This window comes from Cobetia sp. D5, from assembly GCF_035666195.1.
Lineage (GTDB): Bacteria > Pseudomonadota > Gammaproteobacteria > Pseudomonadales > Halomonadaceae > Cobetia > Cobetia amphilecti.
The window spans coordinates 1,593,638-1,610,181 of record NZ_CP142020.1; the positions used below are offsets into that span (position 1 = coordinate 1,593,638).

The window sequence follows — 16,544 nt, forward strand, 5'->3', positions numbered from 1 at the left end:
AATGTACGACTTCAAGAAACAGCTCCTCGGCATGGGTATCGCTGCCAGCCTGTTGGCGACTGCCACGACTCAGGCGGCGGACGTCGAGTGGAAGATGGCGACCCCGTGGGGCGGTGGGCCCTGGCTTGAACGGGATGCCAAGACCTTCGCGGACTATGCAAGCGAATTGACGAATGGCGACGTGAGCATCCAGGTATTCCCCGGTGGCACCCTGGGCGGCGCGCTGCGCGTCACCAATACCGTGAAGTCCGGTGTCGCGCAGATCAGTCACAACTACATCAACTATGACTACGGAACTGACCCGACGGCAGCGCTGCTGGCCGGGCACTCCAGCGGCCTGACACCGGAAGAATTCATGCTGTGGATGTACGAGGGCGGCGGTGTCGAGCTCTATGAAGCCTTCCGTCGCGAGGTGTTCGGCGTCGTGGCCTTCCCGTGCTCGACCCTGGGCACCGAGATTTTCCTGCACTCGAGCAAGAAGGTGCAGACGCTTGAGGACTTCCAGGGACTGCGCCTGAGAACCTCGGGTGCCTGGGCTGAAATCGCCTCACGTCTTGGGGCCTCTACCGTGGTGATGGCCGGCAGTGACATCTATACGGCGTTGGATCGCGGTGTAATCGATGCCGCGGAGTGGGGGAGTCCTGAGCTCAACAAGCCGACGGGTTTCCAGAATGTCGCGCAGTACGTCATCTTGCCCGGCATCCATCAGTCGGGCGGCATTCTGGAGTGTGAAGTGAATGTCGATGCCTGGGACGGGCTGAGCGAAGCCCAGCAGAACCAGTTGCGCCTCGCGGGCAAGCTGAGCGTGTTCGAGTCCTGGCTGGATAGCTCCTTTGCCGATCTCAAGGCCTTCAAGGAGCTGGAGGAAGGCCCCAACGAAATCGTGCAGCTGGATCAATCCTTCATCGATGCCATCTACGAAGAGACCCGTGCCTGGGAAGATGAGAAGGCGGGCGAGAATGAGTGGTTCGCACGTGTGCTTGAGTCGCAACGTACCTTCAAACAGAGCATGACGACCTGGCAGGACTACCGTTTGCCGATCGGGGAAATGGGACGCTGATTCCTCTTGAATGATGTCTCTGGCCCGGGCGATACCTGTATCGCCCGGGCTCTCTCCTTGTCGTCATCCTGGTGAGTTGCCATGAAAATCGTCGCTGTCATTGAGCGCCAGACCCGCTGGGCCGGGTATCTGGGGGCAGTCTTGATACTGCCGCTGGTGCTTGCGTTGGTCTATGAAGTCTTCAGTCGTTATGTGCTGGGAAAGCCCACCTTATGGGCGTTTGAAGTCAGCTACATGGTGATGGGCGCCATCTTCATGCTTGGCATGGCAAATGCCCTGCGTGTCGGCCAGCACGTTAGTGTGGATGTGTTGAGCCAGAATTTTGCACCGCGTCTCAGGGCTGGAGTTCATCTGGCCTGTTATGCGGTGTTGCTGCCGGTACTGATGTGGCTTGTCTGGGAGCTGTCGCTCTATGCGCTCGAGGCGTTCTCCAGCAATGAGCGCTCCGGACGTTCTGCCTGGAATCCGGTGATCTGGCCGGTCTTCGGCGTGTGGTGGCTGGGCTTCGTCTATCTGACGCTGCAGGTGATCGCGGAGATGTTGAAGCTCTGGAGCACACTGCTGGGCCATGATCATGGCGCGGAGGTGTCCTCATGAGCGACTTCATTGCCCTCATCATGTTCCCTGCGCTCATCGCTCTGATCGTGCTCGGTTTCCCGATCGCGTTCTCGATGATCGTTGTCGCTACCGTCTTTGGTGTTGCCCAGTTCGGGGATGCCGCGGCCTATCAACTGCTGACCAAGATCGAGGACACGGCGTCCAATTCCATTCTGGCTGCCGTGCCCTTGTTCATCTTCATGGGCGCGATGCTCGAGAATTCCGGCATTGCCGAGCGACTGTTCGGGGCCATCCATCTGTGGACACGTCGGATGCCCGGCGGGCTGGGCGTCGGTGCGGTCATCATGGGCACCATCTTCGCCGCCGCCAGTGGTGTCGTCGGGGCCACCGAGGCGGTGATCGGCATGCTGGCCGTGCCGGTCATGCTCAAGCATCACTACGACAAGTCGCTGATCTCCGGCACCATCTGTGCCAGTGGCTCATTGGGCACGGCGATTCCGCCTTCCATTACCGTGGTCATTCTCGGGCCTGTAGCCGGGGTCTCTGTCGGATCACTGTTCAGTGGTCTGCTGATCCCGGGGCTGTTGATGGCGCTGCTGTTCCTCCTCTATATCGTCGTGGTCTGTGCGCTGAAGCCAGCACTTGCGCCGCGACTCAAGGAAGATGAGCAGCATCCGGGGTGGGGCAAGCTGCTCACCATTACCCTGAGTGCGCTGCTGCCGACCATGAGTCTGATCCTGGTGGTGCTGGGCACGATTCTGATGGGCATCGCCACGCCGACGGAAGCGGCGGCCTGTGGGGCGCTCGGCTCCGTATTGCTGGCACTGGGGTATCGCAATCTCACGCTGTCCATCCTGTGGAACGCGGCGGTACGCACACTCAACATCACCGCGATGATTCTGCTGATCGTGCTGGGCGGCAACATGTTCGCGGGCGTCTTCTTCGCCTCCGGCGGGATGGCCACCGTACAGTCGTTGCTGCTGGATACCGGCTTGAGCCCGTGGCTGATTCTTGGCGCCATCCTCCTGATCGCCTTCCTGGCCGGTTTCGTGCTCGACATGATCTCGGTGGTCCTGATCGTCATCCCCGTGGCGATGCCGGTCATCGGCCTGCTCGGGTTCGATGAGATCTGGTTCTGCGTGGCCTTCCTGATCGTGATGCAGACGAGTTATCTGACACCGCCGTTGGCGCCCTCCATCTTCTATCTGCGTGCCATCACGCCTCCTGAAGTGACGCTGAAGCACATGTACAAGGGAGTGATGCCCTTCATCTTCCTGCAGCTGGTGGTGTTGGCGCTGATCCTGGTCTTCCCGGGACTGGCGCTGTGGTTGCCTGATGCCATCAGCGGACCGTCATGGAAATGATGGACACCTTATTGGAAAGGAATGAGTTCGTATGAGTGATGCAACACAGGAAGAGACAGGAATGGACGTCAATCTCGATCGGGCAGCGCTCAAGACGCTATGTCACGAGGTGCTGAGCCACCATGGGTTCAGTGAGCCACATGTCGATGCCATGAGTGACGCGTTGGTAGCGGCGGAAATGGACGGTTGTCGCTCCCATGGGCTCTATCGCCTGATGGGGTTCGTCGCGACACTGAACAATGGCGGTGTGGTGCCGGACGCCGTGCCGATCGTCGAGGATACGGCGCCCTCCATCGTCAAGGTGGATGCCAGGGGGGGCTTCTCGTCGCTGGCCTTCCAGCAGGGCGTGCCTGAGCTGCTCGACAAGGCGCGAGCCAATGGCATTGCCATTCTGGCCATCAATCATTGCGTGCATGGCACGGCATTGTGGGTAGAGATCGAGCGGCTGACGCGTGAAGGGCTGGTCGCTATCGCCTGCAATCCGACCCAGTCGTACATGGCCCCGTATGGTGGCAGTCAGCCTCTGCTGGGGACCAATCCCCTCGCCTTTGGCTGGCCGCGCGAGGACGGTAACCCGTACGTATTCGACTTCGCCACCAGTGCCATCGCGCGTGGCGATATCGAGCTGCATCGTCGCCAAGGGGACAAGATTCCGCTCGGCTGGGGTGTCGATCGAGCGGGCGAGCCGTCACAGGACCCGACAGAAGTGCTGGACCATGGCGCGATGCTGCCCTTCGGTGATCACAAGGGCTCTGCGCTGGCGATCATGATCGAGTTGATTGCAGGGCCGCTGATCGGCGACATGCTGAGTATCGAGTCCAGCGAACACGATCAGGGCAAGGGGAGCCTGCCATATCATGGGGAGTTGATCATCGCGATAGATCCCGTGCGCCTCACTGGCGGTAGCACCCAGCAGCACATGCTGCGCTCTGAAAGGCTGTTCGAGCTCGTGAAGCAGCAGGGCGCAAGGCTATCCTCCGAGCGTCGCTTCAAAGCTCGCCAGAAGCATCAAGAAGAGGGCGTCACGCTTTCGAGAGCCTTGTATGAAGATATCCTCAAGCTGGCCTACTGAACCTCCGTGTAGATCGAGCAGTAGAGTGATCGCTGAGAGCACACCGCGGAAAGTCACAACTGCATGAAGAAGAACGGCCGCCCCTGGGCGGCCGTTCCTGTATGAGGGTCTCTATCGTCGGCCTTGTCATCGGCCTTGTCATCGGTGCTGCCAACCTCACGCCTGCCGATACTGAGCGCCCATCCAGTTCTGCCTGATTATGCGCACCACTGGTTGAGCCTGCTTTTCAGCAAATGCGCAGATGCTGATAGCGTAAGACGTATTGAGGGTGGCTGACGCCACCTGAAGGTCACGCAGGGGAGAGGCACATGACGCTTGAGATGACATCGCGGTTTCGTGGTTGCCTGTTGGGCGGTGCGGTGGGTGACGCCCTGGGGGCGGCGGTGGAATTCCTGTCGCACGAGGAGATCCAGGCGCGCTTCGGCAGTGATGGAATAGCCGACTATGCACCGGCCTATGGTGGGCTGGGGCGGATTACCGATGATACGCAGATGACGCTGTTTACTGCCGAGGGCCTGCTGCGCAGTCATGTGCGTGGCTGCTTGAGAGGCATCACGACGCAAAGTGGTCTGGTCAGCAGCGCCTACGAGCGCTGGCTTTACACCCAAGGCGAACGCTCGCGGCAGGAGACCGAGCAGGAATGGTTGGACAGTGGCTGGCTGATCAAGCAGCGCGAGCTCCATTCGCGGCGCGCCCCGGGCATGACATGCCTGTCAGCGCTCAAGCAGATGCGTGCCTACGGTGACAAGGCGCAAAACGACAGCAAGGGCTGTGGTGGGGTGATGCGTGTGGCACCTGTCGGCTTGTTCGCGCATGCGATGGGAGCCTCCCATGAGATGTGCTTCGAACTCGGAGAAGAGGTCTGTGCGCTGACCCATGGGCACGTGACCGGCCAGCTGACCGGCGGCGTGCTGGCGGTGATGATCCAGTGTCTGGTGGCGGGGGATTCGATGGCACAGGCACTCGCGCATGCTCTGCGTATTCTCGAGCGCAAGCCGAGCTGTGATGACACTCTGCAGGCCCTGGAGCAAGCCCGCGCGCTGGCCGAGTCCGAAACGTCGGCGCCGGCCGCAGTGGTATTGCTGGGGCTGGGGTGGATCGCGGAAGAAGCCTTGGCAATCGCTGTCTACTGCGCGCTCACTGCCCGGGATTACCGCTCTGCGATTCAGCTCGCGGTCAATCACGATGGGGATTCGGATTCCACCGGGGCCATCACGGGCAATCTGCTCGGGGCGCAATGGGGCGAGGAGGCGATACCGAGTGACTGGCTGGCGCCCCTTGAACTGCGTGACGTCATCGGCGAGATCGCCAAAGACCTGCACGACTGCCCCCGCTGGGAGCTCTACACCGATGGTGGGGGCAAGGATGAAAAGTGGGCCTGGGAGAAATACCCGGGCTATTGAGGCGCGGTGCAGCAGCATGAAAAAACGCGGAGCCATCTTCCAATGGCTCCGCGTTTTCGTGTCTGGACAACAATTTTCATCGCCCGTCGCGATGCAAGGGGAGCGCAGAGGCGCAGGGAGTGCTTGAAACAGGTGACTTGAGAGGGCGTCCACGGGCTTCGTAAGCGGTTGATAATACTATGCTTATTACCAAAGTCGTAGATGAGCGTCTGTCCAGCGGGTCAGGTGAGTGACGCATTGGTTCGTGATTGGAATCAATGCTGTTCCAGTGGAGGGATATCTCGCGTGGCGGGTTTCGTCCACAATGCGCTCATTCCACATTGCACGAAACGGCAGTCTGGATTCGGTCGATGGCTGGCGCCTGTCAAGACGTCTTCCACTTTTTTGAAGATGGCATGCATCCAACCCGTTGGCGCAAGCGTAAGACTCTACAAGCACAACGGTGAGGGTTTCAGCAGGGTAGAAAGACATACTGCTGAGGAATGCCTTCCTCATGATCGCGACCAAAGTTGAAGTGTCAGGCAGCGGTACCGGAGCAGACCTGAGTGACTGATCGACATTCGATCACTGGCGACATGCACCTTCATGGTTGTACAGAAGTGATGCAAAAAGCTTGCAAGGGTTTTGCGTGGTGAGGGACTTAACCACTTACGGGTACCGAGGCAATGACAAGGCATCGCAATCTGGTTCTTTGATGGAAACAGTGAGCTGCCAGCGACATGGCTAGTGTGATAGCGCAATAATAATTAGTCTGTTAACAAGTTAGGCGGGTGCAGCCGAGACTGCACACGACATCACAAGGGCAACATCGCCCAGGACAAGCAAAGGAAAATCATCATGAAAACTCTGAACCTCAAGACTCTGATCGCCGCCGCCGCTCTCGCTACCGTGAGCACTGCCTCCTTCGCAGCGGATGACAGCCCGGCCGCACAGCGTGTTCAGCAGTCCGTCAGCCAGGACGTCGTCGTCGGCACTGCCCAGCAGGCACCGACTGCCCAGGCCACCTTCGCCGATACCGGCATGAGCGTTGCCGCAGGTCGTGTCGAGACTGCCCTCAATCAGTCCGCCATCGAAGGCAAGGGTGTTGCCACCGTCAGCCGCGAGCAGGCCTTCGACAATGACGCCGGCAAGAGTGTCGCTGCTACCCGCGTTCAGCACGCTCTGAGCGACAGCAACGTCTGAGCCATTCAGTCGTCTTGCCCGGGCACTCACGCCCACTGACCACTTTGTTCATCGAGGAGAATCATCATGAAAACCATCAAGACTCTGATCGCCGCCGCCGCTCTCGCTACCGTCAGCACCGCCACCTTCGCCGCGGATGACAGCCCGGCCGCCCAGCGTGTCCAGCAGTCCATCAGCCAGGATGTCGTCGTCGGCACCGCTCAGTCAGCCGCTACCCAGCAAGCCAGCTTCGCGGAAACCGGCATGAGCGTCGCGGCAGGTCGCATTCAGCAGTCCATCAGTGCCGATCGCATCCATGGTCATTCGCACACCGTGGCCACTGCCAGCCAGGCATTCGATAACGATGCCGGCAAGAGTGTCGCAGCGACTCGCGTCCAGCATGCCCTGAACGACAGCAACGTCTGAACCATCGTCAAGCCTGACCTGGGTTGCCGGGTCTGATCATCGCTTTGCTTTTTATCGAGGAGATACACCATGAACACTCTCAAGACTCTGATCGCCGCTGCCGCACTCGCCACCGTCAGCACTGCGTCCTTCGCCGCCGACGATAGCCCGGCTGCCAAGCGCGTCCAGCACAACGTCAGTGACAGCGTCATCCATGGCTCTGCCCAGCAAGCTCCGACCGCCCAGGCGACCTTCGCGGAAACCGGCATGAGCACCGCTGCTGGCCGTTTCCAGGTGGCATCCGGTGATGACGAGATCCGTGGCCATGATCGCTCCATCCATCTGCAGGAATTCGATGTCGCCAATGATTCCGGCGATAGCGTTGCCGGCACCCGTGTTCGTCACGCCGTGAGCGACGTCAACGTCTGAGACGCCCGACGTCTGCGTCAGGCGCTTGCAGGCCAGGTGTCTGCACTGACATGACCTTTTTCGACAGGAGAACCCCCATGCAATCCCTCAAGTCTCTATTTGCCATTGCCGCACTGTCCGTTGCCGCCACTGGCGTGGCTTCTGCCAATGACAGCGAAGCCGATGCCCGCGTCCGTGCCACCCTCAGTGATCGCGTGATCATGGGCCAGGCACAGCCGGTGACTCAGCAAGCCGCACTGCATCACGATGACGCCGTGGAAACCGGCATGAGTGTCGCTGCCAGCCGCGTCCAGAAGTCCATCAGCAACGCCGGCATCCAGGGCACCACCCGTGCACTGGCGAGCGATTCGGCTGATTACGTCAACGATGCCGGCAAGAGTGTCTCTGCTACACGCGTCGAGCATGCCTTGAACGAAAGCGCATGATCTCTCGTCGGCGGATGAACATCCTCCGACTCTGCAAGACAGCCAAGGATGCCGATATGCCATCGACTTGCCCCTGTCAGTTGCTGAATGGACCCACTGACCATCGTGTCGCGTCATGATGGTCAGTGTCCCAGAGAAGAATACGTGAGAGAGAAGAACGCTTGAGCAAGTGTTTTGGCTGAGTGGAAGCCAGTGTGGAAATGCGCACTCGTCGTCAACTGCAGAGCCCTTGCTCAAACGCTTTCCTGTCCTGAATGTCCTGTCCCGACATTCCCTGCCCGCCATTGGTGGGCTTTTTTCGTTGCATGAAGGTAATCAGCAGCGATGATCCGCAGCTGGGAGAGGCAGCCGGGACAGGCGGGACAGGCGGGCGGGACAGAATGGTGGGACAGAAAGCCGGGTCATGCCGCGACCAGCTTGGCCTCCATCAGGGTTTGCACATAGGGCGGCAGGTCCCCTGTGGCGAGGCTTGCGACATCTCCCAGGTGCTCGGTGCGGCCATTGCGCAGCACCAGTACGCGGTCCGCGAAATGACTGACCAGCCCCAGGTCATGGGTGACGAAGACCAGGCTCAGGCCGCGCTCACGCTTGAGGCGTTGCAGCAGGCGGATGATGGCGGCCTGAACCGAGACATCCAGCGCCGAGGTGATCTCGTCACACAGCAGGATGTCGGGCTCGGCGGCCAGCGCGCGGGCAATGGCGACGCGCTGCTGCTCGCCCCCCGACAGCTGGCTGGGCAGACGGTCGAGATAGAGCGCGGGCAGGCGCACCTCTTCCAACAGCGACTGGGCACGCTGGCGGGCGCCATCGCCCTTGAGATCGAACCAGCGAGACAGCACCGGCGCGAGGGATTCGAACACGGTCAGACGAGGATTCAGTGCCGTGCTGGCATGCTGGAAGATGTACTGGATCTTCTGACGCTGCACCGGACGCCGCTCGGCGACCAATCCCGCCAAGGACTCCTGACGCAGACTGAGCTGTCCGGAGACGGGGGAGAGCAGGCCGGCCAGCGCCTTGAGGATCGAGGTCTTGCCGCTGCCGGATTCGCCGATCAAGGCCAGCGTCTCGCCTTGCTGGAGCGAGAATGCCACATCGCTGACGGTAAGCACCGGCGTTTCACCGCGCAGGCGCGCCAGCCAGCCGGGCATGCGATAGCACAGGTTCAGCGATTCCACCGCCAGCAGCGGCGCGACGTCCAGCAGCGGCGCGACGTCCAGCGACGCGGCTGGCTGCGAGTCGTTCTTTACGCTATCCGCCCGCTCATCGGTTGCTGCGTCACTTTTCGCACTTTCCCCGCTCTCCGCATGCGCTCTGTCCACTGATTCATGACCCTCCAGCGCATGATGGCAGGCGTAGCGCCCTTGCCAACTCGGCACGCTGTCACGGCACGTCTCGCTGGCGCGCGGACAGCGCGGTGCGAAGGCACAGCCCTTGATGGCGCTTCCCACCAGGGGCGGCGTACCTTCCAGCGCAGCGTCAGGTCGATAGCACTGACTGCCCGGCGTCGCGGCCAGCAGCGCGTGACCATAGGGATGGCGCGGGCCGTTCAGGAAGTCGCGAGTCGCGGCGACCTCCACCAGCTGACCGGCGTACATCACCGCGACGCGGTCACACAGGTGAGATACCGCGCCCAGATCATGACTGACGAAGACGATGCTCATGCCCAGCTCAGCGCGCAGCGAGGCCAACAGCGCCAGAATCTCATTCTGGGTGCTGGCATCTAGGCCGGTGGTCGGCTCATCCATCACCAGCACTCGTGGGCGTTGCGCCAGGGCCAGCGCCAGACTGGCGCGTTGCTGCTGTCCGCCGGAAAGCTGGTGCGGATAGCGCTGCATCAGCACTTCGGGGTGAGGGAGGTGGACGCGTCGCAGCCATGCCACGGCCTGCTGTTCGCGTTCCGCCTTGCCTTTCACGCCCTGTGACAGCAGCGTCTCGCACAGCAGGCTGCCGAGCGTGAGATGGGGCGTCATGGCCTTTTCGGCATGCTGAGACACCAGCCCGAGCCTGAGTTCGCCCAGCCAGCGCCCCGGTTGATGATGAAAACTCAGCTGGCGGTGCTCGTCGTGAAGAGGGTCATGACTGGTAGAGGTAGAGGCGATGGCAGAGGTGGAGGCAGTGGCAGAAGTGGAGGCAGTGGCAGAAGTGGAGCCAGAGGCGGGCGCAGGTGTGGCGACACTCACCTCGCCGGTGCGCACCAGGCTGCCCCGACGCAACAGGCCCAGCATGGCCGTGGCCAAGGTGCTCTTGCCGCTGCCGGACTCGCCCACCAGACCCAGAATCTCGCCCTGGCCCAGGCTCAGGTCGATACCGCGCAGCACGGGTCGCCAGGTCTGCTGGCGATCATGAAAGCCGATGTTGAGATCGCGAACGCGGATCACGGCGTTGTCCGTCATGGCGTCACCTTTGGAGTTCGGAATCATTCGGGGCGCCCCGCACGGTCGATGCCCAGTGTCTTGGCCAGGGTGTCGGCGACCAGATTGATGGCGATGATCAGGCTGGACAGCGCCACGATGGGCGGCAGCACGGCCCAGGGCGCAAACGACATGAAGCCGCGGCCATCGGCGACCATCAGCCCCCAGTCCGGGGTCGGCGGGGAGACGCCGAAGCCGAGAAACGACAGCGAGCTGAAGGCCAGCAATGCCCAGGACCAGCGCATCGCCAACTCGACGAGGATGGTGTCGAGCACATTGGGTTTGATCTCGCGCCACAGCAGGCGCATCAGGCTGTCGCCGCGCAGTCGTGCGGCCTGTATATAGTCAAGGCACAGCACTTCGCGGCACGCCGTGACCATCACGCGCACCACCGCCACGCCATAGAAGATGCCCAGAGTCAGGATGAAGACCAGCGGGCCGGGGCCCATCACGCCGATGACCAGCAGCAGGAACAGTAGCCAGGGAATCGACAGCAGGGCGTCCACCAGACGCATGGCGATGTTCTCGACCCGCCCACCGATGATGGCCAACAGCATGCCGCAGGCGCTGCCCCATACCACGGCCAGCACGGCGGCCGGCAGCGAGGTATAGATGGCCTCGCGGCCCCCGGCCAGGGTGCGGCTGAGGACATCGCGGCCGAGCTGGTCGGTGCCCAGCCAATGTTCGGCACTGGGGGGCAGCAGTGAAGCGAGACTGTCACCCGCAGAGATGTCATGGGGCGCCAGCCAGCGGCCAGCGACGGCCAGCAGAAGATGCAGGCCGATCAGCACCAGGCCCAGGCGGCCCTGGCGATTGGCCCACAGCAGCGCCAGGGTGTGTTGACCCGGCAGGCTGGCCAGGGCCAGTCGCGGGCCGCGTGCGGTCGTCGAGGAAGAAGCGTTCATGAGTGACTCAGGCTGTCTTGAGTTTGGGATTGAGCACGATGACCAGCATGTCGGCGACCAGATTGCACAGCACATAGGTGACGGAGAGCACCAGTGCGCAGGCCTGCACCACCGGCATGTCGCGGTCATTGATGGCCGAGATCATCAGGCGCCCCAGCCCCGGATAGTTGAAGACCTGTTCGACGATCACCACGCCGCCCAGCAGCCAGGCGATGGTCATGGCGGCCAGACTGATGGTCGGCAGCAGGGCGGCCGGTGCCAGATGACGGATCACCAGTCGCCAGCGCGGCAGCTGGCGGATACGCGCCATGTTCATGAAGTCACTGTTCATCACGCTGATGGTGTTGGAGCGGGTCATGCGCATCATGTGTGCCATGGCCACCAGCGCCAGCGTGATGGCGGGCAGCCAGACACCGGGCAGCAGGTTCCACAGGCTCTCATTGGCGCCGGCCACGGTGATGGCAGGGAACCACGGCAGCCAGATGGCGAAGGCCAGGGTCAGCAGGGTGGCGCTGATGAATTCCGGCACCGTCATGGCGATCAGCACCAGGCTGGAGAGGCTGGAGTCGATCCAGCTGTCGCGCTTGAGCGCCGCGATCAGTCCCAGCAGGATGGCCAGCGGAATGGCCATCACGGTCGCGATGCCGCCCAGCAGCAAGGTATTGGCCAGACGCGGCATCAAGGTATCGCTGACCGGTGCGCGACTGGTCAGCGAGGTGCCGAAATCACCACTCAGCAACTGCCCCCACCAGCTGACGAAGCGTGTCGTCACCGGCGTGTCCAGGCCAAGCTCGGCGCGACACTGGGCGAGATTGATCGGTGTCATGCTGCGTCCCAGATAGTTGACGCAGAAGTCGCCGGGCAGCATCTCGATCACCCAGAACACCACGCAGGCCACGAAGACCAGCGTGAAGCCGCCGTACAGGCAGCGCTGCAACAGCATTGCCCACATCTCAGTTCACCTCTTGAAGATCAGGTGCCCGCTGTGGCGTCGAAGCCTCACCGAGGGGCGGCAGGCCCAGCACCTGACGCAGGCGCGGGTGGAGGGCCAGTGACTCGAGCTCAAGGCGCTCGCCCGCAGTGATTGACGGGCCGTGCAGAATGGCGAAGCGCTGGTCCGACGTGGCACCGGGGCCGAAACCGTGCGTGGAGACATAGCTGGGGGCTGCCACCAGCTCTGCGTGATGGGCATGCTTGCAGGCGGGTTCGAAGCTCATGCCCGGCGGCGCCTGATAGAGCTGGATATGCTTCACGTCCGGGGGCAGGAAGTCGGATGCCGCGAGCGGCGTGACGCCGAATTCGGCCAGGCGTGCGGCCTGCTCGCGTTGGCGTTCGTCATCATCACAGGCCACCAGCAACAGGCCACCATCACATTGCAGCGCGACATCCGGTAGAAGGCGGTCTGCCACCAGCGCCCGCTGGACCGGGGCATGACCATGATCACTGAAGACACACAGGTGATAGGCCTCGCGCTTGTTGATGGCTTCAAGGCCGGCCAGCAGGCTGCCGAGCTGGGCATCGACCATCATCAGGGCACCATCGACCAGGGCGTCATCATTGCCATGCACATGCAGGCAGTAATCGGGGGTGTTGAGTTCGAGCAACACCAGCTCTGGCGTTTCGCGCTCGATCAGCGACAGTGCCTCGTTGAGCAGTTGCTGGTCATTGCTCATCGCGCGCATCAGGGCGTCATTGCGGGCATCCCAGTGATTCAGACGCGGTGCGGTCATGCCCTTGGCGCGCAGGTCGCCGTCCTCCCACCAGGGCGACAGATACCAGTCACAGCTCTCGGGGCGGGCCAGCCCGAAGCCGATGCTGGCCACCCGCAGTCCTGCCGCGCGCGCGGCCTCGAGCAGTGTCTCGCCACGCAGGTCCTCGACCGCTGCTGGACGAAAATGCCCTGCAGTGGCGCTGGCGTCTGAGGCGTGACTGTCGCGATCCGTCTCAGTCCCTGTAGCAGACGCAAACTCCGTCTCCGTCTCAGCACCGGGGCAATGGATGCCGTTGGAATAGATACCGTTTGAGTAGATGCCGTGCACCTGAGCCGGTTGCCCGGTCAGGATGCCCGCTCGCGCGGGCATCGAATTGGCATTGGTGTCGGCACCCAGGCGCTCGATCAGCAGGCCGTCTCTGGCAAGGGCATCGAGATGCGGCAGGCGCGCCCGCGTCTCGGCGAAGCGCTGACTGCTGATGCCGTCCATCAGAATCAGGATCAGGCCAGGGCGGGACATCAGCTCTCTCCCTGCTTGTCGACCTGGTGCCAGCGAATCGCGAAGTGTTCGACTGCCGGGATATGCACCTCACGCTTCATGACGCGGTTGTTGTTGAGGTGGAAGGGGATCAGCGTCGCGCCGGTCTCGGTCAGCAGCGCCTGGGCCTGGTGATAGAGCTCGGTGCGTGCTTCGTCATCCAGAGTGGCGCGCGCCTTGGCGAGCAGGGCATCGAATTCGGGATTCTTGTAGGCCGACTCGTTCCAGTTGGCCTCGCTCTGGAAGATCTCGTTGAGCACCTGATCTGTCGGGCGCTGGCCCCAGGCCGTGGTGAAGGCCGGCTTCTTCATCCAGGCGGTGTTCCAGTAATCCGCCGCGGGCACGTTGTGCACGTTGACGGTGATGCCGGCCTCGGCTGCCTGACGCTGGTAGAGCTCCGTCATCGGGCGGAAGTAGTTGTCGACGCCGCTGGTGTAAACGTCGATCTCCAGCCCATCGGCATACCCCGCGTCGCTCAACAGGCTGCGAGCGGTGTCGAGGTCCTGCGGGCATTGCTGCGCCAGCTTGTACTGATCGCCATTCCAGACCGGATTGTCACAGGTAATGGTGGCGCCGCCCTTGCCGAACAGCAGGTTGACCATCTCTTCACGGTCAGCCACCAGACGCAGCGCACGGCGCACGCGCACATCCTGGAAGACCTCGTCGTCGGCGCGGAACACCATGCCACGCCAGTCGCCGGTGGCGATGGAGTCGTAGTGGTAGGCCGGGTTGCTGGAGAACAGGCGCAGCTGCTGGGCGTTGACGCCATTCCAGCCCGACCAGTCAATCTGGCCGGCCAGCAATGCCTGGGTGCGGGCGTTGTCATCGGGAATGCCGATCAGGTCCATGCCATCCAGCTTCGGTGCGCCTTCCCAGTAGTCAGCAAAGGCCTCGAAGGTGGTGGTGCCCTGCGGATCGAATTTGACCAGCTTGAAGGGGCCGGTGCCGATGCCCTGCAGTGAGGTGTCGTCATCAAAGCCGACCGGCACGATCTTGGCGCGGTAATCCATCAGCAGAATCGGCAGGTCAGCATGGGACTGGCTGAGACGGAACACGATCTGGCCGGCCTCATTGACGCTGACGTCCTCGATGACTGACAGCGCGGCACGTGCCGGGGCATCGCGCTCGGGGTCGAGCAGACGCGTGAAGCTGTAGATGACGTCATTTGCGCTCAGCGCCTTGCCGTTGTGGAAGCTGACTCCGTCACGCAGCGTGAAGGTCCACTCATCGGCAGCGGGATTGGCCTGCCACTCGGAGGCCAGGTCCGACACCGGCTCGCCCTTGCTGCCCTGACGGACCAGGCGGCTGTAGATCAGCTGGTTGGCCGAGTAGAAGCGCGTCGGGGAGATGGGGTCCAGCGACTCCTTGCCACTGAACTCGACCCAATGCGGGGTGCGCAGTGTCTCGGCATGGGCCAGCTGGGGGACGGCCAGTTGGGCGAAGGCGGCAAGGCCGATGGCGGCGATCAAGGGCTTCTTCATGTCAGGCTCCAGGCAAGGGCAACGGTCAGGGACGATAGTCAGGGACGGTCGTCAGGGACAGTGGTCAGGGACAGTGGTCAGGGGCGGTCGTCAGGTACGGTCATCAGTGACAGCAAGCAGGTTCCGCAAAACCGGGTCAGGCCGACAGGCAGGCCGTTGGATGGCTCGTGGCGCAGCCCGCCGGGACGGTCGAACTGCGTCAACGCTGTCGTCTTGAGGCGTCATCTTTGGCGCAGATGATGACGTTTCCGTGACAGATGCCGGCCGTTGGCCGTAACAAAAACTGCGACTGTGCCTTAGAAATTCTGAGGCTCGCGTCTTCCTGCCCGTGCTAGCGGGGCTGGGAGGGCATCTCGCTGGTGACAGGATTGGCCTGAGAGGTGTGCATGGTGCTGCGCAACCAGGCACAGAAATCGTTGACCGCCGGGGCATGGCGGCGCTCCGGAGACACCAGCAGGTACTGGCTGCTGGTGCTGGGCATGCGCAAGGCGTGCGCCAGTTGCAGGCGTCCGTTCTTGATCAGGTCCATCACGAAGGACTGGCGGACGAGCAGGAAGCCATGTCCCTCGAGTGCCGCGGCAATCGCCAGACTGGCATTGCCGAACTTGAGGCCGGCCGGCGGGATGTGGCCGCGAAACTTCTGCAGTCGGAACCAGTCCAGCCAGCTTTCGCGGTAGCCGATGCACTCGATTCGTGGCGCGCGGGCCAGCTCGTCGAGTGGACTCGCGGGTGAGGCATTGGGGGCGAGGGAGTGATGCAGGAAGGTGGGGCTGGCCACGACGACCCACTGCTCATCGGCCAGTTTCTCGTACTCGCGCCCGCACCAGCCGCCGTAGCCATTGATGATCTCGATATCGACATCGGGCTGCTCGTCCGGGAGTACCTGGTTGTGCGGCAGCACCGTGACCTGGATGTTCGGATGCAGGCGCTGGAAGTCCTTGAGCCTGGGGATCAGCCAGTATTCGACGAAGCTGTGATTGGAGCGCAGCGTCAGGCTCTGTTGCTCATCGTGCTGGAAGAGGGTGGCGGTGCCGCGCTTGAGGGTCTCGAACACGCCACTGACCAGCGGCAGATAGGCATGCGCCTCGTCGGTCAGCTCGATGCGATTGCCGCGGCGCACGAACAGGCTGACCGCGAGGAAGTCTTCCAGCTGCTTGACGCGCTGACTGACGGCGCCCTGGGTAATGCACAGTTCGGCGGCGGCGCGGGTCAGGCTGCCGAGGCGTGCGGTGGCCTCGAAGGCGGTCAGGGCATTGAATGGGGGCAGGCGCTGAGCGAGGCGCTGGGAAGGGTGATAGGCAGGACGCGACATGCAGAACTCCAGCTTGACTGAGCCAGTCGCCGCATCGGCGGCTGGTGCTGAAGCCATGACTGCAGATCCTGCCGCGGCACGCGGCCGGGCGCTCATTCTTGCAGCCGTGCATGACGATGACGTGACAGTGTGCGCATATAAAAACTAAGGCTCGCCGCCAGAAAGTCTCGCTATGGTCACGGGTCTGCGTTCACTAGCATGGCGGGCATTCACTGGCGGATCGCTCGTTTGACATGAGCGCCAGCCACACCCGTTCGTCATGCCGTGCCTTGCGGCTTGTGATCGCACTCGACAGACAGGAAGACTCTG

The 16,544-nt window shown here is 62.4% G+C and carries 15 protein-coding genes; 9 read left to right on the forward strand and 6 right to left on the reverse strand.

Translation table 11 applies throughout. The features are described 5' to 3' along the window. Window position 1: 1 nt before the first annotated feature. The 9 genes from U0O11_RS06710 to U0O11_RS06750 all read left to right on the forward strand — a co-directional run bounded on the left by U0O11_RS06710 (window position 2) and on the right by U0O11_RS06750 (window position 7,877). Window positions 2–1,060 (forward strand): C4-dicarboxylate ABC transporter substrate-binding protein, encoded by a 1,059-nt coding sequence (locus U0O11_RS06710; RefSeq protein ID WP_043334026.1) that lies wholly within the window; start codon window positions 2–4, stop codon window positions 1,058–1,060. A gap of 81 nt (window positions 1,061–1,141) precedes the next feature. Continuing rightward, window positions 1,142–1,657 (forward strand): TRAP transporter small permease subunit, encoded by a 516-nt coding sequence (locus U0O11_RS06715; protein WP_043334025.1) that lies wholly within the window; start codon window positions 1,142–1,144, stop codon window positions 1,655–1,657. Beyond that, window positions 1,654–2,982 (forward strand): TRAP transporter large permease, encoded by a 1,329-nt coding sequence (locus U0O11_RS06720; protein ID WP_240548741.1) that lies wholly within the window; start codon window positions 1,654–1,656, stop codon window positions 2,980–2,982. Before U0O11_RS06715 ends, U0O11_RS06720 begins: the two co-directional genes overlap by 4 nt. Window positions 2,983–3,013: 31 nt before the next feature. Continuing rightward, window positions 3,014–4,054 carry an Ldh family oxidoreductase gene (locus U0O11_RS06725; protein ID WP_324692287.1) on the forward strand — a complete coding sequence of 347 codons (1,041 nt, stop codon included), beginning with the start codon at window positions 3,014–3,016 and terminating at the stop codon, window positions 4,052–4,054. A gap of 308 nt (window positions 4,055–4,362) precedes the next feature. Next, window positions 4,363–5,457 (forward strand): ADP-ribosylglycohydrolase family protein, encoded by a 1,095-nt coding sequence (locus U0O11_RS06730; RefSeq protein WP_043334023.1) that lies wholly within the window; start codon window positions 4,363–4,365, stop codon window positions 5,455–5,457. Window positions 5,458–6,294: 837 nt separating this feature from the next. Next, window positions 6,295–6,639, forward strand: coding sequence for a hypothetical protein (locus U0O11_RS06735; protein ID WP_043334022.1), 345 nt, complete (start codon window positions 6,295–6,297; stop codon window positions 6,637–6,639). A 66-nt stretch (window positions 6,640–6,705) separates the two neighbouring features. Then, window positions 6,706–7,044, forward strand: coding sequence for a hypothetical protein (locus tag U0O11_RS06740; protein ID WP_324692289.1), 339 nt, complete (start codon window positions 6,706–6,708; stop codon window positions 7,042–7,044). A gap of 69 nt (window positions 7,045–7,113) precedes the next feature. Then, the gene (locus U0O11_RS06745; protein ID WP_043332307.1) at window positions 7,114–7,452 is read left to right on the forward strand and encodes a hypothetical protein; all 339 of its coding nucleotides are present in this window, start codon (window positions 7,114–7,116) and stop codon (window positions 7,450–7,452) included. Between the two features lie 77 nt (window positions 7,453–7,529). After that, window positions 7,530–7,877 (forward strand): hypothetical protein, encoded by a 348-nt coding sequence (locus tag U0O11_RS06750; protein WP_043332305.1) that lies wholly within the window; start codon window positions 7,530–7,532, stop codon window positions 7,875–7,877. A 401-nt stretch (window positions 7,878–8,278) separates the two neighbouring features. Here the strand turns inward: U0O11_RS06750 and U0O11_RS06755 are convergent, their stop codons facing one another. From U0O11_RS06755 to U0O11_RS06780, 6 genes are all read right to left on the reverse strand, one after another. Further along, on the reverse strand, window positions 8,279–10,270 hold the full coding sequence (locus U0O11_RS06755) for an ABC transporter ATP-binding protein (RefSeq protein ID WP_052384373.1): 1,992 nt from the start codon (window positions 10,268–10,270) through the stop codon (window positions 8,279–8,281). A gap of 23 nt (window positions 10,271–10,293) precedes the next feature. Further along, on the reverse strand, window positions 10,294–11,193 hold the full coding sequence (locus U0O11_RS06760) for an ABC transporter permease (RefSeq protein WP_043332303.1): 900 nt from the start codon (window positions 11,191–11,193) through the stop codon (window positions 10,294–10,296). Window positions 11,194–11,200: 7 nt separating this feature from the next. Continuing rightward, window positions 11,201–12,145 (reverse strand): ABC transporter permease, encoded by a 945-nt coding sequence (locus U0O11_RS06765; protein WP_043332301.1) that lies wholly within the window; start codon window positions 12,143–12,145, stop codon window positions 11,201–11,203. 1 nt (window position 12,146) lies between these two features. Continuing rightward, window positions 12,147–13,424, reverse strand: a complete 1,278-nt coding sequence (locus U0O11_RS06770; protein ID WP_324692295.1) for an alkaline phosphatase family protein — start codon at window positions 13,422–13,424, stop codon at window positions 12,147–12,149. After that, window positions 13,424–14,923, reverse strand: coding sequence for an ABC transporter substrate-binding protein (locus U0O11_RS06775; RefSeq protein WP_324692297.1), 1,500 nt, complete (start codon window positions 14,921–14,923; stop codon window positions 13,424–13,426). Before U0O11_RS06775 ends, U0O11_RS06770 begins: the two co-directional genes overlap by 1 nt. A gap of 331 nt (window positions 14,924–15,254) precedes the next feature. Continuing rightward, window positions 15,255–16,235: a LysR substrate-binding domain-containing protein gene (locus U0O11_RS06780; protein ID WP_064503243.1), complete on the reverse strand. Its 981-nt coding sequence runs from the start codon at window positions 16,233–16,235 to the stop codon at window positions 15,255–15,257. Between the last annotated feature and the right edge of the window lie 309 nt (window positions 16,236–16,544).